This is a genomic window from Streptomyces sp. NBC_00178 (genome assembly GCF_036206005.1).
In the GTDB taxonomy this organism is placed as follows: Bacteria; Actinomycetota; Actinomycetes; order Streptomycetales; family Streptomycetaceae; genus Streptomyces.
On the sequence record NZ_CP108143.1, the window covers coordinates 5,147,113 to 5,168,480 of the forward strand.

At 70.8% G+C, this 21,368-nt stretch carries 12 protein-coding genes; 5 read left to right on the forward strand and 7 right to left on the reverse strand.

The window, feature by feature from the left end; translation table 11 throughout:
- Positions 1-9: 9 nt before the first annotated feature.
- A complete protein-coding gene (locus OHT61_RS22715) occupies positions 10-2,298 on the reverse strand; it encodes a peptidoglycan recognition protein family protein (protein ID WP_329040747.1) in 2,289 nt (762 codons plus the stop codon).
- A gap of 154 nt (positions 2,299-2,452) precedes the next feature.
- Positions 2,453-3,460: a terpene synthase family protein gene (locus OHT61_RS22720; RefSeq protein WP_329040748.1), complete on the reverse strand. Its 1,008-nt coding sequence runs from the start codon at positions 3,458-3,460 to the stop codon at positions 2,453-2,455.
- Positions 3,461-4,281: 821 nt separating this feature from the next.
- Here OHT61_RS22720 and OHT61_RS22725 point away from each other — a divergent pair.
- From OHT61_RS22725 to OHT61_RS22735, 3 genes are all read left to right on the forward strand, one after another.
- Positions 4,282-4,881, forward strand: a complete 600-nt coding sequence (locus OHT61_RS22725) for an NADPH-dependent F420 reductase (RefSeq protein ID WP_329040749.1) — start codon at positions 4,282-4,284, stop codon at positions 4,879-4,881.
- A 97-nt stretch (positions 4,882-4,978) separates the two neighbouring features.
- On the forward strand, positions 4,979-6,076 hold the full coding sequence (locus OHT61_RS22730; protein WP_329040750.1) for an NADH:flavin oxidoreductase: 1,098 nt from the start codon (positions 4,979-4,981) through the stop codon (positions 6,074-6,076).
- A gap of 657 nt (positions 6,077-6,733) precedes the next feature.
- Positions 6,734-7,636: an NADP-dependent oxidoreductase gene (locus OHT61_RS22735; protein WP_329040752.1), complete on the forward strand. Its 903-nt coding sequence runs from the start codon at positions 6,734-6,736 to the stop codon at positions 7,634-7,636.
- Here the strand turns inward: OHT61_RS22735 and OHT61_RS22740 are convergent.
- Positions 7,626-8,186, reverse strand: a complete 561-nt coding sequence (locus OHT61_RS22740) for a TetR/AcrR family transcriptional regulator (protein WP_329040753.1) — start codon at positions 8,184-8,186, stop codon at positions 7,626-7,628. The two genes, OHT61_RS22735 and OHT61_RS22740, sit on opposite strands and share 11 nt — an antisense overlap.
- Before the next feature lie 717 nt (positions 8,187-8,903).
- Positions 8,904-9,377 carry a carboxymuconolactone decarboxylase family protein gene (locus tag OHT61_RS22745; RefSeq protein ID WP_329040755.1) on the reverse strand — a complete coding sequence of 158 codons (474 nt, stop codon included), beginning with the start codon at positions 9,375-9,377 and terminating at the stop codon, positions 8,904-8,906.
- Between the two features lie 485 nt (positions 9,378-9,862).
- On the opposite strand from OHT61_RS22745, the gene OHT61_RS22750 reads away from it, so the two are divergent.
- Both OHT61_RS22750 and OHT61_RS22755 read left to right on the forward strand, forming a co-directional pair.
- Complete coding sequence (locus OHT61_RS22750; RefSeq protein WP_329040756.1) at positions 9,863-16,663, forward strand: glycoside hydrolase domain-containing protein; 6,801 nt, start codon at positions 9,863-9,865, stop codon at positions 16,661-16,663.
- A 355-nt stretch (positions 16,664-17,018) separates the two neighbouring features.
- Positions 17,019-17,855, forward strand: a complete 837-nt coding sequence (locus OHT61_RS22755; RefSeq protein WP_329040757.1) for a glycoside hydrolase domain-containing protein — start codon at positions 17,019-17,021, stop codon at positions 17,853-17,855.
- Positions 17,856-18,108: 253 nt separating this feature from the next.
- Here OHT61_RS22755 and OHT61_RS22760 read toward each other — a convergent pair whose 3' ends face one another.
- From OHT61_RS22760 to gcvH, 3 genes are all read right to left on the reverse strand, one after another.
- A complete protein-coding gene (locus OHT61_RS22760) occupies positions 18,109-19,494 on the reverse strand; it encodes an L-serine ammonia-lyase (RefSeq protein ID WP_329040758.1) in 1,386 nt (461 codons plus the stop codon).
- A gap of 155 nt (positions 19,495-19,649) precedes the next feature.
- The gene (gene glyA, locus OHT61_RS22765) at positions 19,650-20,909 is read right to left on the reverse strand and encodes a serine hydroxymethyltransferase (RefSeq protein ID WP_329040759.1); all 1,260 of its coding nucleotides are present in this window, start codon (positions 20,907-20,909) and stop codon (positions 19,650-19,652) included.
- A 19-nt stretch (positions 20,910-20,928) separates the two neighbouring features.
- Complete coding sequence (gene gcvH / locus OHT61_RS22770; RefSeq protein ID WP_327114327.1) at positions 20,929-21,306, reverse strand: glycine cleavage system protein GcvH; 378 nt, start codon at positions 21,304-21,306, stop codon at positions 20,929-20,931.
- Positions 21,307-21,368 lie beyond the last annotated feature (62 nt).

A 21,368-nucleotide genomic window follows, 5' to 3' on the forward strand; every position in this document is an offset into this window, starting at 1 on the left:
GCGGCGGCGCTACTTGAGGTAGACCAGGCCGTCGGTGGTGAGGGTGGGCCGGCCCTTCGTGCCCACCACCACGACCCTGACCGTGTGCGCGGCGGAGGCGGACCAGGACTTCGTCCAGATCGCCTGCCGGTAGGCGGTGGTGGAGGACTTCAGGTCCACCGTCGCCGCCTTGACGCCGTCGACGTACACGTACGCCTGTCCCGAGGTCGAGGCCCGGGACACCACCCAGGCGACCGAGCGGCCGGTGAAGGTCCACGTCAGCGAGGCGTTCCTGGTTCCGCTCGAGTAGGACCTGCCGCCGAGATAGCTCGACGACGACTTCGTGGTCCAGGTACCGCTCTTCTTCGCCGACGACTCCTGAAGGATCACCGGTGTGCCGACGACCGAGGACGCGCCGCCGTTGCCCGCACGGTCGTACGCGGTCATGCGCCATGTGGTGGCCGCACCCGACTTCGCCGTGTGCGACGCCGAGGTGACCGTCGGACCGTAGGTCCTGGCAAGGGGAGCGGTCAGGGCCACGTCCCTGAGCTGTACCGCGTCGGTGGCCTTCCACTTCAGGGTGACGGGGACGGCCGTCGTGTTCACCGTGCCGCCGCGCAGCGACAGGACGGGCTTCGTGGAGAACGCCGGAGCCGTCCGGTCGGCGATGACGGTGGCCGTCGCGGAGACCGAGGTCTTCCCCGACACGTGGGTGGCGCGTACCTGCACCGTGTGACTGCCCGCGGTCAGCGCCGCCTTGGCCGACGTGGCGGTGCCCGGGGCGGTGGCGGCGGGCTTGCCGTCCACCAGCAGCTCGTACTTCCCCACGAACACGGCGGGGGTGCTCGCCGACCAGCCGACGGTGATGTCGGCCTTCGCGTGGTACGCGGCGCCGGAAAGGACCCCGCCGGTCACGGACTTGACGGCCAGGCCGGCGACCGGGCCGGCCGCGTAGCCGCGGATCGTGGGCAGTTGAGCGTAGAGCCGGGTGCCGGGGCACTCGGTGTTGAAGCCGTCGCGGTGCCCGGAGATCCGGTCGAACGTGTAGGCCGTCTGCGCGGTGAACTTCCTTCCGCTGTAGCCGGTGCCGTCCGCACCCGCGGTCAGAGTGGTCGTCCCCGACGGGCTGACGCCGTACTGGCCGAGCTTCCAGGCAGCGACTCGGGCGACTGCCGCCGTCGCGGCGGTGGCCGCCGAGGAGTCGGTGTACAGGCCGATGACGGCGATACCCGCGGTCTCGCGGTTGAATCCGTAGGTGTGCGCGCCCATCACGGCGCGGTCGGCACCGCCCTTGCGGCCTTCGAAGACCGTGCCGCACTTGTCGACCAGGAAGTTGTAGCCGAGGTCCTTCCAGCCGTTCGACCGGACGTGGAACGCGTGCAGACCGCGGACGATCGCCGCCGAGTCGGCGCAGGAGTAGTCGTTCGTCTGCGCGGTGTGGTGCACGAATACGGCCTTGACCGTGTCCATGTAGTCGGGTGACTCGTCGTTGAGCGTCTCGTCCGCGCTCCAGCCGGCCCGGGTGACGATCGGGGGCTTGGGCGCGGTCGACGGCAGGGGCGGCGGGAGCGTCGCGGTCGGTCCGGGGGTGGCCGAGGGTGACTGGGACGAAGGGGAGGGGGCCGGCCCGGGGTCCGTACTCGTGGACGGGTCCACGGGGGCGCTCGGCTCGGGCGCCTGTGTCGTGGGGCCGGTGGTGGCGTCCTGCGACGGGTCCACGCCGGAGGGGGAGGGGCTCGGTGACGACGGCTCGTCCGACGGGTCCGCCGACGGCTCGTCGGTGGAGTCGGCCGTGAAGGCTGCCGGCTCCGCCGTCCCGGACGGCCCGCCGGGATCGACGGTGTCCAGCCGCAGGCCGTCGGGGAGTCCCTCGGTCCGGCCCCTCCCGGCGGACACACGGACCTCCACACCGTCGGAGGGGCCGACCCACCGGGGCTCGGTCGTGCCGCGGACCCCGGGGCGGCCGGCTTCCGTGGGCCCGTCGACCTCGGTGTCGACCGGCAGCCAGGAGGTCCAGTCGCCGGTCGACACCGACCGCGTGCGCGCCTGCACCGTTCCCGTCATCTCGGCCGACGGATCGGTCCAGGTGACGCCCAGCATGCTGAACCGCTTCGTGCCGTCCCGGCGCAGGGAGGCGCTCTCCCCGTCCGCCGAGACCTTCAGGGCGTCGTGGTGCACCTCGGTCCGCGCCGGGCCCGGCTTCGCTCCGGCGTCACCGGCCTCGCCCGACATGCCCGCCGTGCCCTGCACCACCAGCACGCCCGCCACGGCCGTTGCCGTGACGGCGGCCGTGGCCCATATTCTTCGCTTCGCTCGCACGTGGGTTCCCCGTTGATGAGTACGGAAGTGACGACCGGCTGCCCGCCGGTGCTGTGCATGATCCTCGCGCATCGGCCGCACACGGATCGGGCTCTACGGACTCGACCTCATCACGATGGCACCGGAGCTACGGTCCTTTCGGCCGGCCGGGCGGTCAGACGGTGAAGTGCGGCGACAGGGAGTCCTGCCACTCGGCCCGCACGAGATCGGGGCGGGTGTAGCGCTCGGCGCGCGCCTGGTGGTCGAAGCTGCCCCGCACCAGGCGCCGGTGGCTCCGGGCGCAGGCCCGCAGCGCCGCGCGTACGGGGGCGGCGAGGCGTGCGGCGTCGGTCTCCGCGGCGAGTTCCTTCTCCGCGCGCTGTATCCGCTCGGCCATGCGCGACAGCTGGATGCCCGCCTCGTTCACCGCCTCCTGGAGCGTGTAGCCCCGGTCCCGGCGCAGGAGCAGGACGGCGTTGTGCCCGTAACCGAGCACGGCCTCCTTCTCCAGCGAGCAGATGTCGTTGCAGAGCCCGGCGTGGTCGGCGACCGCGTTCCGCAGGGTGAGGTAGGACGGCAGGCCGCGCGCCGATTCCGGGAGGTCCGTCCCGGTGGCGATCTCCTGGAGGTCCAGGAAGGGCCGCACGGCCACGGAGTCGCGGCGGTGCTCCGTGAAGTCGGCCCGTGCGGGCTCCCTTCCGGCGGCCCGTTCGACGGCCTCGGCGTAGTACGTCCAGAGCCAGGAGGCGGTGTCCCGCCGGAACTGCCGGATCCAGCCCGGGGACCGGCCCCGGCAGGCGCGCTCCCGCAGGTCCCCGAGGGCGTACTCCATGGGGCTGCCCGGCCCGGAGCCGTCGAGGACGCCCACCAGCCCGGCGACCACCCGCTCGCACAGGCGGGGGTCACGGCCCGCGATTCCGTCGTCGAACTCGTCGTCGACCAGGAGCATCCAGAAGAGCCATTGGCAGAAGAGGTCGAGATGCTCCTGCGAGGCATCGGGGAAGACGAGCGAGGTCCAGAGTTCCGGCCGGGCCCGGAGCATCCTGCTCCGGGCGGCGGGGGAGAGCGCGAGGCCGTTCTCCGCCGCCCAGCGCCAGACGGCCTCACGGGTGAGCTCCATGCGCGGGTTGCAGCCCGCGCTCCTGAAGGGCATGTGGAGCGCAGGCAGGACGATCTTGCTCATTGCGGCCCCTTCTCGGAGAAGGGTCGGCGAGCCGGACGTGCGGCCGCGTCACCTCGAGTCACTGTCAGTGAACCCGTTGGGAGTGCCTGTGGGAAGGCATATGCCAGTGAGGCCGCACGAATATGGCGGAAAGCCATCTATATCTGCCCACTTGGCGACGGGGCTGCGCCCCCGGAGAGCGGTGCGGGTCTCCGGGGGCGTTTCACCACGCGGCTGGGGAGGTGCCGGTAGGGCGTGCGCCGACACCCCACGGCCGCCCCTCGCGCGACGTCTCGTGGCGAGGCGTCGGTGCGCGCTCTTCCCTACACCTCTGCGGCGGCGGGGAGCGGGGGAGCTCTCCGGGCGCGATGCCCGAGTGGCGGGTGTCCCGTCACGCCCTTGCTGGTCGGAGCGGTGCTCCGTTGACTACCGGAGCGCCGCTCCGTTATGGTTCTGTAGCCGGAGCGGCGCTCCGGCTACGTTCACGGTACGGAGCGACCGTCCAGCATGCGACCGCCGGAATGTGAACGGACATCGCGGCGTGCGCACGTGTGCCTGTCGCTGAAGCCACTTGCCTCACGGGGAGATGGCACGCGCGGGTGATGCGTCGAGCATCGCCTCACCGGTCAGCCCCCTGTGCTGCCTAAAGGCCGGGTCGGCAGCACAGACATGTGCGCGGGACCACCCGACGGCCGGACGGCGGCCACCGCGCGCGGCTGACGCGTGCCGGTCCACTTCTTCCCTGGCGGGCGGGCACTCGCCGTCCAGCGAACGGATGCGCCTCCCGGGCCGATCGGTGCCCGGGTGGGTGACCACACGAAACGAATCACAGGAGATACCGGATGCACGTCGGAATCATCGGCTATGGGGCGATCGGTCAGTCTCTGGTCAAGCGCCTGGCAGCGGCAGGCATCGAGGAGATCACCGTCGCCAACAGCCGGGGGCCGGAGTCGCTCGCCCCGCACGTGGAGCAGTTCGACGGCCGGGTGAACGCCGGCACCGTGCGTGAAGCGGGCGCAGCCGAACTGGTCGTTCTGGCCGTCGGCTGGCACCAGGTTCCCAACGCCTTGGCTGAGGTGCAGGACTGGACGGGCCGGATACTCATTGACGCGACGAACAACTACGCCCCGCCCGGGGAGACGCCCCCCGACCTCGGAGGCCGCACTTCCAGCGAGATCGTGGCGTCCCACGCGCCGGGGGCCAAGGTGGTCAAGGCCTTCAACCACCTCGCCGCCGCTCTCCTGGGCGAGGACCCTCGCGTCGCCGGAGGTAACAGGGCCCTCTTCTACTCGGGTGACGACGAGGCGGCAAAGGAATCGGTGGGTGCGCTCCTGAAGCGGCTCGGCTACGCGGGAATCGACCTCGGCGGGCTCGTCGAGGGCGGCAAGATGCATGCCCCCCGCAATGGTCCGCTCATCATCCGGAACCTCATCGAGATGTGAATCGCACGGGGTGACACCGTCCCCCGGCACGTCTTGACGCCCATGGCCTCGGCGAACGGCCGGACGTGCCGCCCATCAGTTCTGGAGGAGTATCGCAGTGACGCTTTCCGCAGCCCACGTTCTGGGCCGTCCGTTCGCCCTGGGGCGGCTTACCGTCCCCAACCGGATCGTCATGTCCCCCATGACCCGCTCGTTCTCGCCCGACGGGATACCGGGCGACGACGTGGCCGCCTACTACGCCCGCCGAGCAGCGGCCGGAGTCGGGCTCATCATCACGGAAGGGACATACATCGACCACCCGTCGGCAGGCAATGACGCGGCTGTCCCTTATCTGTTCGGGGAAAAGCAACTCGCGGGCTGGGCCGCCGTCGTCGAGGCCGTCCACGCTGCCGGCGGGCGCATCGTTCCGCAGTTGTGGCACATCGGCATGGTGCGTGAGCCGGGGGATCTTCCCTTTCCCGACGCCGCTCCGATAGGGCCGTCGGGCCTCACCCTCACGGGTGCGGAACGAGGTGGTCGCGCCATGACCCGCGCGGACATCGACGACGTCATCGGCGCCTACGCCCAGGCCGCCTGGGATGCGGAGCGGATCGGCTTCGACGGTATCGAGATCCATGGTGCGCACGGATATCTCATCGATCAGTTCCTCTGGTCCCTCACCAACCGGCGCACGGACGGGTACGGAGGCAACGCCTTCGAGCGCACACGGTTCGCCGTCGAGATCGTGCAGGCGATCCGTGAGCGGGTCTCCAAGGACTTCCCGGTGATCTTCCGCTTCTCGCAGTGGAAGGCCAGCGACTTCGACGCCCGGCTCGGCGACACCCCGGACGAGCTGCAGGCCGTGCTCGCCCCTCTGGCGGATGCAGGAGTATCCGCCTTCCACGCCTCCACCCGGCGCTACTGGGAACCGGCGTTCGAGGGATCCCACCTGAATCTCGCGGCCTGGGCCAAGAAGCTCACCGGGGTGGCTGCCGTCACGGTCGGCTCGGTCGGCCTCAACGCGGACTTCCTGCAGGGCAGTGCGGGGACGGCCGGTCTGGAGGCGTTGATCGAGCGCCTCGAGCGGGATGAATTCGATCTCGTAGCGGTGGGCCGGGCACTCCTGGTGGACCCCGAGTGGGCACGGAAGGTCCTGGAGGGCAGGGCGGACGATCTCCTTCCCTTCACGCCCGAGGCGGAGAAGACGCTCTACTGACCCTGGCCGAGCTCGGGTGGGGAAGCCGAGCGGTCGTCGCGGGCAGTCCGGTCCCGGACGGGCTGCCCGCAACGGGGTCCCGGTCCGGTGCCGCGGACCCGGGTCCCCGGGCGGCTCCCGGGCCGACCTGCCCGGTGTCACGCGTACCCGGCTCCGCCGGGACCCGCTGGAGGGCATGAGGGCCTGCAGGCAGGCCGGCCCGGATGCGGAGGCGGTCTCACCACGCACAGGTGCGCCCCGTCACGACCGGAGGAATACCTGTCCGGGCACGAGTGATGCCCTGGTACCGCGCTCGGTGCGTCGAGTGCTGGTGACGTGCGTGAGGGCACCCGAGCGACGTCGAGACGCTCTCGGTCGCGGGGCCGGCCGGGGCCCGGGCGGGCGGCTGGATTTCCGGAGCGGTGCTCCGTATATTGGGAACACCTTGAATACCTCGGGCGTGGTGGCGGAAAGCCGCACCTCTCCGGACGCCGCTGCCAGGGGCGTCCAAGGGTTCTCCCGCATCCCCGCGATGTCGCGGACAACGCGCTGAGGCGGTGGGATCGACGAGGCGGAGACCGCCCGCTTCGAGACCTGGGCCGGCACAGGGCAAGCCCGCGGTCGCAGCGCTGCTCGACCACGCCCACCCAACCCGCACAGAACAAGAAAGGCACCCCTATGCGAGCGATCATCGTCCAGCGCCCCGGACAGCCGGGCAGCTTCGGCCTGGAGAACGTCCCCGACCCCCGGCCGGGCGCCGGTCAGGTCCGGATCAGGATGGCGGGATCCGCGATCAATCCGGCCGATCTGCACGTCATGGACGGTCTGGGCGGCACGCCCCACCCGCCGGGCCGCTGGGGCGTGGGCCTCGACGTATCGGGTGTCATCGACATGGTGGCGTCCGACGTTCGCGAGCTTTCCATCGGTACACCGGTGGCCGCGCTGACCTTCCCCCACGCACCGCACTCCGCCGCGGGCGCGGCAGCCGAGTACGTGATCGTGCCCGCGGCGGACGTGGCGCCCGTCCCCGAACGGGTCGACCTGCTGGACGCGGCAACGGTCCCGCTCAACTCACTGACTGCCGACCAGTTGCTGGCCAGGCTCGGCCCCGCCGACGGCCGACGCCTTCTGGTGACCGGCGCGGCGGGCGGCGTCGGTGGCTACGCGGTCGCCCTGGCCGCGCTCGCCGGCTGGTCCGTCACCGGGCTGGCGCGTACCTCCGACGCGGAATTCCTGGGCCGGGCAGGCGCCGATGAAGTGATCACCAGCCTGGAAGGGGCGAGCGCCTACGACGCGGTGCTGGACGCCGCGAAGCTGGGCGGCGCGGCGTTGCGAGCCGTCCGCGACCACGGTATGTACGCCGGAGTCTTCCCGGGCCTGGAGCCGGCCGGTGAGCGGGGGATCATGATCACCAGCGGGGTGGTCGCTCCTGACGGCCGCCGGCTGCGCGAAATTCTGGCCCTGACCGCCCAAGGGCGGCTGGAAACCCGTCGGGCCGGTGTCCAGCCGCTGGAGAAGGCTGCGCTCGCCTACCAGGCATTTCGCGAGGGCGGCCGGGGCCGGTGGGTCCTCACTCCCTGACCCGGAGCCCGATGGCCGCGGACAGCAGGTCGTCGACCTGGCCCAGCACCTCCTGCGACCGCTGGCCCGCCCAAGCCAGACCGAGCGCGACGGCGATGACGGCGCGGATGGTCAGGCTGGAGCGAACATCACCGGCCTGCTGCGCCCGTTCGAGCAGCCGTCCACCTGCCGATCTCATCTCGGCGCACGCCCCGTGCAGGGCTGATTGCTCATCAGCCAGGGCATCCATGATCGACTCCGGCAAGCCCTCGTACGTGGCGGATCCAGCGGCGAGTTCCCGCAACCAGACCAGGAGCGCCTCGCTCGGATCGGGTGAGGAGATCAGCTCGTCGGCACGGCGTCGCAGTACGGCGAAGTTGGCGTCCAGCAAGGACTCGAGCAGGGACTCGCGCGTGGGAAAGTGGCGGTAGAGCGTACCGATGCCCACTCCGGCGCGGCGGGCGACATCGCGGAGCGAGGCATTCGTGCCATGCTCCGCGACGACTTCTGCCGCTGCGGCCAGCAGGGCGTCACGGTTTCTGCGCGCGTCGGCGCGAGTCGTCTGCTGCACTTCAACACCTTGCTTCGACAGGAGCACGGCACCACCGGGCATGGCAGTACGGTGCGTCATCCTTGGGCCGGAGCGACGCTCCGCATCTCTCCGCCATCCTACGGACTCCTCGTGGGGGCTGGGGGGAGCCGACCCGGCAGCCCCCGGCCCGGAGCGTATGCGCCTCGACTTCTGGTGCACGCCCTGCGTCATGGACGACGGCCGGCGACGGACCCGTGAGTACGCGGCGGTCGGACTCGAGTGCGAAACAGCCTGGCCACTCGGATCGCCCCTCCCTGGTGAGCCCGGCCATCCGCACCGCGCGTCCCGATCGGGCCACCCGTGATCCGTCCGCAGGAGGAAGGGCCGGCCGGGATCGCCCGATCCGGTGCACGCTGGACCAGCTGATCGGCGCGCGGTCCCGCCCCTGGCTCCGGCAGGACCTCAGATCCGTCGGGCGGGCAGCCGGAAGGAGTGGTCCCGCAGGGCCCAGCCGCGCCGGCAGTGCTTGCCCGGGCGCCCGGGCCTCCAGGGCTCAAGCGCCCGGGCCTCCAGGCCTCCAGTGCCCGGGCTCGTGCCCCCGGAGTGCTCGTTTCCGCCACGCGTCGCGCCCGGATTCCCTTGTTCCATTGATGGAATCGTGGCCACGGGAGGGTGTGACTCCCAACAGAAGGGCCTCCCGGGGCCGTCGGCCGGAGCCGCGGACCGGGAGCCGGGTGCTGTGCCGGTGCTCGTGCGTCAGCCGAACATGCCGGGCCGGTAGTCGCCCGCGGGCTGCCGCACGATGACGTTCAGCCGGTTGTAGGCGTTGATGACCGCGATGAGGCCCACCAGGGCGATGAGCTGGTCCGTGTCGAAATGCTTGGCGGCGGCGGCCCACGCCTCGTCGGAGACCCCGCCGGCCGCGTCGGCGATCCGGGTGCCCTGCTCCGCCAGTTCCAGGGCCGCGCGTTCGGCGTCGGTGAACACCGTGGCCTCGCGCCAGACGGCGATCAGGTGGAGGCGGGTCGAGGTCTCGCCGGCCGCCGCCGCGTCCTTGGTGTGCATGTCGGTGCAGAAGCCGCAGCCGTTGATCTGGCTGGCGCGGATCTTCACCAGTTCCTGGGTCGCGTCGGGCAGTCCCGAGTCCGAGACGACCTTGCCCGCCGAGTTGATGTGCTTGAGGAACTGGGCCGCGAGCGGGCTGCCGAAGAGGTTCAAGCGAGCGTCCATGACGAACTCCTGTGCCGTTGCCGTTGCTGGGTACGCCTCTTCGACGGACGGGGCCCGGCGGAATGTGACATGGGGCGGATGTGACGCGCGTCTCGCGCTTCCCGCGTGCCGCGCGGGCGAGGTGCGGTTCATCGAGCGCCGACGAAAGGGGTGGGACGACCCCGGACGTGTGGGAGGGTGGCGCAGTCCCCGATCGGCAAGCGGGGCAGGGGTGTTCACGGGATCCGTGAGGTCCGCGAGCCGGCCGGCCGCCGGGCATGGCGCGAACTGTACGACTTCAGTTTGCCCAATGTCCGCTTTCTCCGTGTCTAATGACGGGTGGTCGTGAACGCGGTGGCCGTGATCCCGTGCGTCCACCACCATGTCACCCCGGTGCATGCCGGCCGGAGTCGGACAACGTTGTCATACCCTTGGCGCCGTCCACCGGACCGTGCGTGCGTATCGCGACCTGGAGAGGTTACGTGTCCATCAGATCCCATCCCCCCGTGCCCCAGGCACTTCCCGGACCCGCGGGCCGGCATCGCCGGCGCCTGCGTGCGACGGTCGCCACCCTGCTCTCCGGGGCCCTCGGCCTCGCCGCGCTGGCCGGCGGAGGCGCGGCCGCGGCCGCACCCCACGCCACGGCATCCGCGGGGACGTCCGGCGGCACGGACTACACGGCACTCGTCGACCCGTTCGTGTCGACCGCCGGCGACGACGGCAACGACCTCCCCGGCGCCCAGGCGCCCCACGGTCTCGCCAAGGTCAACCCGATGACCACGCCGGGCCGCAACCACTCCGGGTACGACTACAACGAGAAGCAGATAGCCGGGTTCACCGCGACGAACCTCGACGGCGTCGGCGGCTCGGGAGGCGGTGGCGACCTGCTGGTCGTCCCGACCTCCGTGCAGTACGACAAGCGGCCTGTCCCCAGCACGTACGCACACACGTACAGCCACACCGACGAGAGCGCGACGCCCGGCTCGTACGACGTGGGCCTCGGCGCGGTCTCCGGTACCGGGGCGTCGGTCCAGCGGGACTCGGGCACCATCGAGGCCGAGATGACCGCGACGACGCGCACCGCGCTCGAGCGCTACCGCTTCCCCGCCGGGTCGAAGCCCCAGCTCGTCCTCGACCTCGCCAACAACTACACCAGCCGCACCCGTTCGACGTTGAAGGCGACGACCCTTCCCGACGGGACCAGCTCGATCTCCGGGCTCATCGCGGGATCCTTCAACGGCGCGGCGTACCAGCTGTACTACAACGCCACCACGAACGTCCCCGTCACTTCCCTGAAGAGCTGGGGCAGCGACGGCAAGCTGAGTGACGCGACCAGCCGGACCGGCTCCGACACCGGTGCCGTCCTCGGCTTCGACACGTCCGACACGAACGACGTCGAACTGCGCATCACCCTCTCGCCGATCAGCGCGGAACAGGCCGCGACCGACCAGGCAGCCGAGGTGGGCCACCTCACCTTCGACCAGGCGCGCGCCGCCACGAAGGCGGAGTGGAACCGCACGCTCGGCGCCGTCGCCGTGCGCTCCTCGGCGAAGTCCGACCCCGGGTCGACGCTCACCAAGGAGTTCTACACCCACCTGTACCGCATGTACGCGCTGCCGGTGAACGCCACCAGCACCAGCGGCACCTACCGCGGCGCCGACGGCGCGGTGCACAAGGCGAACGGCTTCACGTACTACGACGGCTGGTCGACCTGGGACGACTTCCGGAAGTACTCCGTCGAGGCGTACATCGACCCGGCCACCTACCGGGACATGATCCAGTCCCTCGTCGAGCTCTTCGCCGACACCCGCACCTCGGGCAAGAGCCTCGGCAGCCTCACGCACTCGGTCCCGACCGTGCGCTGGGAGCGTTCGGCCGTGCTCGTCGCCGACGCGCTGTCGAAGGGCTTCAAGAACTTCGACCGGCTCGACGAGGCCTACCCGGCCCTGCTGTCGTACTCCGGCTACTACACCGGCGCGCAGCTGCGCCAGGGATACGTGACGGGTGACCCCGGCACGACCGTCCAGCGCGGCTACGACCAGTGGGCGCTCGCCGTCATCGCCGACGCGCTCGGCAGGAAGGACGACGCGAAGAAGCTGCGCGCGCAGTCCACGATGGCGATCGACAACCTCGTGAAGGCCGGCGCCTGGACCGCGTCCGACGGCACCGAGGTCGGTCTGCTCACCCCCCGCGCGGCGGGCGGCGACTGGCAGAGCGCCGACTACGAGAAGTTCGAGGCGGCCGGTCTCTACCAGGGCACGCTCTGGCAGTACCACTGGTACGACGCGTACGACATGGACCGCCTCATCAAGGCCATGGGCGGCGCCAAGGCCGGCAAGGCCGCGGTCAAGCACATGTTCGGCGAGGACTCCGCCGTCGACGACGGCTCGACCATGCTGCACTCCAACGCGAACGAGATCGACCTGCAGGCCCCGTACCTCTTCAACTACGTCGGCGAGCCCAGCCTGACGCAGAAGTGGGTGCGCTCCATCTACACCGGCTCGACCTGGAACCGCTACATCGCGACGGGTTCCTCGAACGAAGCCCCCAGCTCGGGCGGCCAGTTCACCCCGCCGGTCAAGACGCAGGTCTACAAGCTCTCCCCGAACGGCTTCCTGCCGACCATGGACAACGACGCCGGCACCATGTCGACGATGTTCGTCGGCGCGGCCCTGGGCCTGTTCCCGGTCACCGCCGGTTCCAGCCAGTTCCAGATCGGCAGCCCGTTCTTCGACTCGACGACGATCACCTACGCCAACGGCACCCGGTTTACGGTGAAGGCCGACGGCGTCTCGCCGGACGACTACTACGTGCAGAAGGCGACCCTCAACGGCTCGCGCTTCGACAACACCTGGCTCGACTACTCCCAGATCATCGCCGGCGGCACGCTGGACTTCACCATGGGCTCCAAGCCCTCCCAGTGGGGCGCCCACACGAAGCCCGCGTACTCCCTGAGCACCAGCACGGGTGACGGCGGCACGGGCACCGGCAAGGGCGACACCGTCGTCTCCGCCCGCCCCGGGACCGTCTCCGCCACCGCCGACGGCAAGCTCGGCGGCAGCGTGCAGCTCACCCTGTCCGGCCCGGCGACCTTCGCCGCCCGTACCGGAACCAGCCTCACCAAGACCGGTGCGGCGACCGTGACCGGACTGCCGGCCGGTGTCACGGCGGACCTCCGCGTCAGCGGATCGCGCACGGCGACGCTGTCGCTGAGCGGCACCACGAAGACCGACGCCCGTCTCGGCATCACCTTCCAGGACGCGGCCTTCGCCCACGGCGTGAAGGCTTCCACGGTGCGCGGCACCGGGATATCCCCGACCGACCCGCTCCTCGTCTCCGCCGCCGCGGTGCACCGCAAGGCCCTCGGCGCGTTCGTCGCCGAGGCGTCCCTGGTCCGCGAGGGCAACTACTCCGACGGCTCCTGGACCCTGTTCCGGTCGGCGCTCGAACGCGCGCGGACCGTCGTCGCCGACGCCGCGTCCGCGTCGGGCACGATCATGGCCGCCGACGATGCGCTGCGGTCCGCCGTCGACGCGCTCACCATCGACGAGGGCGGCTACGCCGTCCTGCAGGCCGAGTCCCCCGACCAGAAGGAGGGCCCCAGCCTCGTCAGCGAGAGGAACAACTCGGACGGCAACCTCGGTGGCGTCACCGAGGGGTCGTGGGAGCGGTTCGACAAGCTCGACTTCGGCGGGGTCGCCCCGCGGAGCATCTCGGTCCGCTACGCGAACTCGCAGGCGGTGAACGCGAAGGCGAGCAGCGTCGACGTCCACGCAGGCGGCGCCGACGGCCCCGTCGTCGCGACCGTCCAGCTCCCCGGCACCGCCGCCTGGCAGAACTACAGCACCGTGCAGGCGGCCGTCACCGACGCGGACGCCCTGCTGGACGCCTCCAGCGCGACGTTCGTGTTCCACGCCCCCTCGGGCCAGCAGTGGGTGTCGAACTTCGACTGGTACCAGTTCTCGCCGTACGACGTCTCCTCGTCCCCGGCGACCACGCTCGCCGCGCTGACCGCGGTGAACAGCACCACGACCGGCGGCGGTTCGCTTCCGCTCAAGCTCTCAGGCGGCATCTTCGAGAACGTGACGAACGGCTCGTGGGCCGAGTGGAAGGACACCGACCTCCGTAACGGCGCCGACACCGTCACCGTCCGCTACGACAAGCCCCAGTCGCGCGCGGCGTCGGACTCGCACATCGAGCTGCACCTCGGCTCGAAGGACGGCCCGAAGACCGTCACCATCCCCCTCGAATACAGCGGATCGGGCTGGGGAACGACCGCCACCACCAGCGTGCACCTCGACCCGGCCGTCTTCACCGGCGTCCAGGACGTGTACGCCGCCTTCGTGTCCGGCACGCAGACGGACGCCCAGCCCTACGTGGGCAACGTCCACTCGCTGACCCTGACGCAGGAGACCGACGCTCCGGTGGCCTTCGACGCCACCGCGTTCCGCTCCCACAGCGGCGGCGGCCTCAAGAGCGAGCCGGCCGGCTGGAGCGGCGCGGGTTCCGCCACCAGTCTCGGCGGCACCTACGACGGAGCCTGGCTCGACTACGGGGACGTCGACTTCGGTGCCTCCGAGAAGTCCACCGTCACGCTGACCTACGTCAACAACTCCGCCCGCTGCGGCACCGGCTCCGCCGTCCAGCTCTACCTGGACTCCTTCGACGCCGCCGGCCCCGGCGCCCCGTACGCGACCGTTCCGCTGCCGGTGACGGGAGCGGCGTGGTCGGCGGGCGGGACGACGAGCCTGACCCTGCCCACGGCGATCACCGGCAAGCACTCCGTCCACCTGCGGCTGACGACGAACCCGGACTCGTCGCACCCCTACGTCGCCAACCTCGGCCGGGTCACCTTCAACCACGTCGACACCCCCGCCGTCACGGACAAGTCCGCCCTGCGCAAGGCGATCGCCCAGTACGAGGCGCTGTCCGGCGACGCCGGGCGCTACGACGCGATCGACTTCGGTGTGTACCGGCGCGAACTCGCCGCCGCGCGCACCGCGGCCGACGCCGACGGCGTCACCCAGCTGGAGGCCGACACCCGGACCCGCAGCCTCACCCTCGCCGCCAAGCAGCTGATCCCTCTTCCGAGGCTGAAGCTGGAGGACCTCGTCACGACCGCGTCGGCCCTCGACAACGCGCGCTACACGGACGTGACGTGGAAGGCGTTCACCAAGGCGCTCGCCGAGGCGAAGACCGCCCTCGCCGACGCCACGGCGACGGACACGGTCCTCACCGTACGCCGTGACGCCCTCGACCACGCGAAGTCCGCTCTCGTCACCAAGCCCAGGACGGTCCCGGCCACGCCCGGCGCCGTGTCGGCGACGGGGTCCGGCACGAGTGTGACCGTCGCCTGGTCCGCCCCCGCGGACACCGGCGGTTCCCCGGTCACCGGCTACCGGATCACGCTCAGCGACGGGCACGAGATCAAGGTCTCGGACCCGGCCGCGCGGAAGGCCACGTTCACCTGGCTGCGGGCGGGATCCTCGTACACCGCGCGCGTCCGCGCGGTGAACGCCGTCGGCAGTTCCTCGCAGAGCGCCGCCACCGCACCCGTCGTCATCGGCGGCGTCAAGCCGCACAAGCCGGCCGTGACGAGCGTGGTCACCGACGGCAAGCAGGTCCGCGTGACCTGGCGAACCGCCGACATGGGCGGATTCCCCGTCATCGGCTACACCGTGACCCTCGGCGACGGCACCACCGCGCACGTACCCGCCACGATGAACACGGCGCTGCTGACGGCCTCGGACAAGGCGAAGGCCCACACGGCCACCGTCACCGCGGTCACCCTGGCCGGAACCTCGGCCGGCTCCGCCACGAAGGCCCCGGCGCGCGCCGCCGATCCGGACTACGAGCCGTCGCCCTTCCCGGACGACGTCCTGAACGCGGACTACACGTCCGACAAATGGCCGGGGACCGGCGACGGCAGCGACTACTTCCTCGGCCTGCTCAACGGCATCGAGGACCTCGGCACCGGCACCATCGGCGCCAACACCAAGCTGCCCCGCGGCGCCGCGGTCACCGCGGAGAACGACCGGATCGCCGTCGGCATCAACAACGCGGCCACGCAGAAGGAGGTGGACCGGGCGGAGGTCGACGCGACGAACAGCTCCACCGTCACGATGGCCGACGGCCTGGGCTCCCGGCTCGGCCCGATCTACAGCAAGGCGCTGAAGGACGGCCTGCTGCCGAAGACCGACGCCTTGTTCGGCCGCGTCACGAAGAACCTCGACAAGGTCGAGGCGGGCAAGAACCACTACGCCTACATGCGCCCGTACGTCCGGCTCGGGTTCGTCGGCGACGGCGGCAGCATCTACGAGTCGCAGGACGGCTCCTACGGCAGCCTCACCACCAGCGGCTCGTACCCCAGCGGTCACACCTACGGCGGCTACGAGGCCGGCACCGTCCTCGCCACGCTCCTGCCGGAGCTGGCACCGTCGATCCTGGCCCGCACCTCGGAGTACGGGAACAACCGCATCGTCCTCGGGTTCCACTACCCGCTCGACGTCATGGGCGGCCGCATCGGCGCCCAGGCCACGGTCGCGCACCGCTGGGCCGACCCCGCCTTCGAGAAGCTGCTGACCCAGGCCCACACCGAGATGGAGAACGTGCTGCTCGCGCAGTGCGCGAAGGAGGGGTACGGCGACACGCTGGCGGCCTGTCAGGGTGACTCCTACGCCGGCCTGAGCGCGGACCAGCACGTCGCCCTGTACACCCGCCGTCTCAGCTACGGGTTCTCCCAGGTCGGCAAGTCCGGGCAGGCGCTCAAGACGCCGTCCGACGCGGCGGCGCTGCTGATCACGGCCTTCCCGAACCTCACCACCGAGCAGCGCACCCAGGTCCTCGAGCAGACCGCGACGGACTCCGGGTACCCGCTCGACCTCACCGGAAAGGGCGGTGCGAGCTGGGAGCGCATCAACCTGGCGGCCGCGATGGCGGCGAAGGTGGTCGTCAACGCCGACGGTTCGGTCACGGTGCAGAACTTCTCGGACGCCACCAAGGGAAGCGTCGCCGACGCGAAGTCCATCAAGGTCGGGGGTGTCACGATCGACGGGTTCGACCCGGCCGTGTCCACCTACGTCGTGGACTGGCCGAAGAACAAGAAGATCCCGGCCGTGTTCGCCGTGACGGCCCAGCACGGCGCGCGGCAGAAGGTCACCAGCGGCAGCCCGGTCCTCTCGTCGCCGGTGCGTCAGTTCACCATCCGCACCATCAAGGTGACCTCGGCCAACGGTTCGGTCACCCGGACCTACACGGTCGGGTTCCAGCCCACGTCGCAGGACCACCGGCCGGGCTCCGGCAGGTGATCGCCCCGAGGGGCGGTGCGACCTGGTGACCGGCGGACCGCCGTGCCGTGCAGGCGCGGTGGGTCCGCCGGGAGACGCACGGCCCCGGGCCGACGGCCCCTCCGGAAGAACCGAGCGGTTCTTCCGGAGGGGCCGTCGGCATGAGGACAGGCCGGCTCCCCGCCGCGACATGGTCGTCGAGCACCTTTTGCGCAGCCTTGGGCAAAGCTTGCCGGGCCCAAGGGGCGGACGGTCCGAACGCGCCACGGCGGCAGGGTACTTTTCGATGCGCGCGAAGTCCGGGGCCCGGGGGACCGGAGCGGCCCGGACGACGCAGCAGCGACGAATCAGCAGCACCAGGGGTGGGAAACGCATCATGTCTACGTCCAAGAGACACCGGCTGTCCAAGCGCAACCGCTACCTCGCCTGGGGCGCCACCGGCGTCGTCGTGGCCGCCGGGGGAGCGTTCGCCGCGACCAGCGCCTCGGCGACCACGGCCTGGCCGGCGCAGAAGACGTTCACGGGCCGTGCCTTCGACGCCTGCACCGCGCCGTCCGCCGCCGCGATGAAGGCCTGGCACACCGGCTTCTACGGCGCCGCCGCCGTGTACATCGGGGGCAAGAACCGCGGCTGCTCCCAGCCGAACCTCACCGCGTCCTGGGTCAAGACCGTCAACTCCCAGGGCTGGAAGCTCATCCCGCTCTACGTGGGCGCCCAGCCGCCGTGCCAGACCGGCACGCGCAACGAGAAGATGACGACGGCCGGCGCCGCCGCGCTCGGCGCCACCGACGGCAAGGACGCCGTCGCCAAGGCCGCCGCCCTCGGCATGAAGGCGGGCAGCGCGCTGTATCTGGACATGGAGCCGTACGACATCAAGAACACGTCCTGCAACAAGGCCGTGCTCTCCTACGTCCGCGCCTTCGACAAGGTCCTGCACGACAAGACCTACCGGGCGGGCTTCTACGGGTTCTCCAGCTCCAGCGCGGCCGCGATCGCGACCGCCACGGACCGCACCAACCTGCCGGGCAACCTCTGGTACGCCAAGTGGGACAAGGCGAACACCACGACCACCGACTGGCCGTGGTCCAAGTCGCTGTACACGAACCACAGCCGTGGCCACCAGTACATGGTCAACAGCAAGGAGAAGCGCGGCGCGTACACCATCACGGTCGACCGGAACGCGTGGGACGGCCCTGTCGCGATCGTCGGCTGACCTCTCACACGCGGCCGGTCCGCCGGGGCGTGGCCGGGAGACGCGGGGGCGGGTGGGCCCGCCCGACCGCCGGGCTGAAGGGGTGGTCCTTCGCAGGCGCCGCCGCCACACGTAGTCGAGACTGCTCGAAGGACGGTCCCTGTCGGCGGAGCCAGAAGGCGTGGACGGATCGGCCCAGGAACTCTCCTGGTGCAGCAGGAAAGGCCCCGACCAGCGCTGAGAGATGCGAACGCGCTGGTCGGGGCCTAAAGCCTCAGCACTCGATGATGTTCACCGCGAGTCCGCCCCGCGCCGTCTCCTTGTACTTCACACTCATGTCCGCCCCGGTCTCCTTCATGGTCTTGATGACCTTGTCCAGGGAGACCATGTGGCTGCCGTCGCCGCGCAGTGCCATCTTGGCCGCGGTGACCGCCTTGACCGCCGCCATGCCGTTGCGCTCGATGCAGGGGATCTGGACGAGACCGCCGACCGGGTCGCAGGTCAGGCCCAGGTTGTGCTCCATGCCGATCTCGGCGGCGTTCTCCACCTGCTCGGGGGAGCCGCCCAGGACCTCGGCGAGCGCGCCGGCCGCCATGGAGCAGGCGGAGCCGACCTCGCCCTGGCAGCCGACCTCGGCGCCGGAGATCGAGGCGTTCTCCTTGAACAGCATGCCGATGGCGCCCGCGGCCAGCAGGAAGCGGACCACGCTGTCGTCCTTCTCGGCCTCGGTGCAGCCGCCCGCCGCGAAGTTCATGTAGTAGTGCAGGACCGCGGGGATGATGCCCGCGGCGCCGTTGGTCGGGGCGGTGACGACACGGCCGCCGGCGGCGTTCTCCTCGTTGACGGCCATCGCGTAGAGGGTGATCCACTCCATCGCGTGTTCCTGCGGGTCGCCCTCGGCGCGCAGCTGCCGGGCGGAGTTCGCGGCACGGCGGCGGACCTTCAGACCGCCGGGCAGGATGCCCTCGCGGGACATGCCCCGCGTGACGCACGCCTGCATGACGCGCCAGATCTCCAGCAGGCCCGCGCGGATCTCGTCCTCGGTCCGCCAGGCCTTCTCGTTCTCCAGCATGAGCGAGGAGATCGACAGCCCGGTCTCCCGGGCGAGCCTCAGCAGCTCGTCGCCGGTGCGGAACGGGTGCTTGAGGACCGTGTCCTCCGGGACGATCGGGTCCTGGCCCGCCACGGCGTCCTCGTCGACGACGAAACCGCCGCCCACCGAGTAGTACGTCTTCTCCAGGAGCGGGGCCCCCTCGCGGTCGTAGGCGAGGACCGTCATCCCGTTCGCGTGGTACGGCAGTGCCTTGCGGCGGTGCAGGACCAGCTGCTCGTCCGCGTCGAAGGGGATGTCGTGCATGCCCAGCAGGTTGATGCGCCCCGAGGCGCGGATCTCCTCGACGCGGGCGTCGGCGCCCTCGACGTCGACCGTGCGGGGCGACTCGCCCTCCAGGCCGAGCAGGACGGCCTTCGGGGTGCCGTGGCCGTGCCCGGTGGCGCCGAGCGAGCCGTACAGCTCGGCGCGGACCGAAGCGGTGTGGGCCAGGAGGCCCTCGTTCTTGAGGCGGCGGGCGAACATGCGCGCCGCGCGCATCGGGCCGACCGTGTGGGAGCTGGACGGGCCGATGCCGACCGAGAAGAGGTCGAAGACCGAGATGGCCACGGGAGTACTCCTAAGGGGTTCGGCAGACGTCGTTGTCCGCCGGGTGGTGCGGGACGGGCCTGTGGGCACGAAGAGCGCGGGGACAAGGGTGGGGGCACCGCGCTCACTCTTCAGTGTGCGTGGTGCCCCCACCCTGCGCGCAAATCGCGGGTGGCCTACTTGAGGCCGGCGTACAGCGGGAACTTCTCCGCGAGGGCGGTCACCCGCGCCTTGAGGCCCTCGGCGTCGTAGCTGGGCTTCAGCGCGGCGGCGATGATCTCCGCCACCTCGGTGAAGTCCTCGGCCTGGAAACCGCGGGTGGCCAGGGCCGGGGTGCCGATCCGCAGACCCGAGGTGACCATCGGGGGACGCGGGTCGTTCGGGATGGCGTTGCGGTTGACCGTGATGCCCAGCTCGTGGAGCCGGTCCTCGGCCTGCTGGCCGTCGAGCTCCGAGTTGCGCAGGTCGACCAGGACCAGGTGCACGTCCGTGCCGCCGGAGAGGACGCTGACGCCCACCTCGGTGACGTCCGGCTGGACCAGGCGCTCGGCGAGGATGCGGGCGCCGTCCAGGGTGCGCTGCTGGCGCTCCTTGAACTCCTCGCCCGCCGCGACCTTGAAGGAGACGGCCTTGGCCGCGATCACGTGCTCCAGCGGGCCACCCTGCTGACCGGGGAAGACCGCCGAGTTGATCTTCTTGGCGAGCTCCTGCGTCGACAGGATGACGCCACCGCGCGGACCGCCGAGGGTCTTGTGCGTGGTGGTCGTGACGACGTGGGCGTGCGGCACCGGGTTGGGGTGCAGACCCGCGGCGACCAGGCCCGCGAAGTGCGCCATGTCGACCATCAGGTACGCGCCGACCTCGTCCGCGATGCGGCGGAAGGCGGCGAAGTCCAGCTGACGGGGGTAGGCGGACCAGCCGGCCACGATGAGCTGCGGCTTCGACTCCTTGGCGAGGCGCTCGACCTCGGCCATGTCCACGACACCGGTGTCGTCGACGTGGTACGGGACCACGTTGTAGAGCTTGCCGGAGAAGTTGATCTTCATGCCGTGGGTCAGGTGACCGCCGTGGGCCAGGTTGAGACCCATGATCGTGTCGCCCGGCTTCAGCAGCGCGAACATCGCGGCGGCGTTGGCCTGCGCACCCGAGTGCGGCTGGACGTTCGCGGCCTCGGCGCCGAACAGCGCCTTGATCCGGTCGATCGCGATCTGCTCGACCACGTCGACGTGCTCGCAGCCGCCGTAGTAGCGGCGTCCGGGGTAGCCCTCGGCGTACTTGTTGGTGAGGACCGAGCCCTGCGCCTCCATGACGGCGACCGGAGCGAAGTTCTCCGACGCGATCATCTCGAGGGTGGACTGCTGACGGTGGAGCTCGGCGTCGACGGCGGCGGCGACGTCCGGGTCCAGCTCGTGGAGGGAGGAGTTCAGAAGCGACATCAGTGGGTCCCTTGGGGTCTCAGTTGCCGGAGAACGCGGTGTACTCGTCGGCGGAGAGAAGGTCGTTCGGCTCCTCCGCGACGCGCACCTTGAACAGCCAGCCGCCCTCGAAGGGGGCGGAGTTCACCAGCGACGGGTCGTCCACGACCTCCTGGTTGGCCGCGGTGACCTCGCCGGTCACGGGCGAGTACAGGTCGCTGACCGACTTGGTCGACTCCAGCTCACCGCAGGTCTCGCCCGCGGTCACCGTGTCGCCGACCTCCGGGAGCTGGGCGAAGACGACGTCACCGAGGGCGTTGGCCGCGTGCTCGGTGATACCGACCGTGGCGACGCCGTCCTCGACGGCCGACAGCCACTCGTGCTCCTTGCTGTACCGCAGCTGCTGGGGGTTGCTCATGACCTGAATTCTCCTGTACGCGGGGGAGTGCTGATGAACGGTGGTCTTACGGTGTGAGACAC

Excerpts from the sequence above, each read along its gene's own strand:
- OHT61_RS22725 (WP_329040749.1), top strand. The coding sequence starts at position 4,282 with ATGCACGTCGGAATCATCGGCTATGGGGCGATCGGTCAGTCTCTGGTC.
- gcvH (WP_327114327.1), bottom strand. The coding sequence starts at position 21,306 with ATGAGCAACCCCCAGCAGCTGCGGTACAGCAAGGAGCACGAGTGGCTG.
- OHT61_RS22720 (WP_329040748.1), bottom strand. The coding sequence starts at position 3,460 with ATGAGCAAGATCGTCCTGCCTGCGCTCCACATGCCCTTCAGGAGCGCG.
- OHT61_RS22745 (WP_329040755.1), bottom strand. The coding sequence starts at position 9,377 with ATGGACGCTCGCTTGAACCTCTTCGGCAGCCCGCTCGCGGCCCAGTTC.
- OHT61_RS22755 (WP_329040757.1), top strand. The coding sequence starts at position 17,019 with ATGTCTACGTCCAAGAGACACCGGCTGTCCAAGCGCAACCGCTACCTC.
- glyA (WP_329040759.1), bottom strand. The coding sequence starts at position 20,909 with ATGTCGCTTCTGAACTCCTCCCTCCACGAGCTGGACCCGGACGTCGCC.
- OHT61_RS22735 (WP_329040752.1), top strand. The coding sequence starts at position 6,734 with ATGCGAGCGATCATCGTCCAGCGCCCCGGACAGCCGGGCAGCTTCGGC.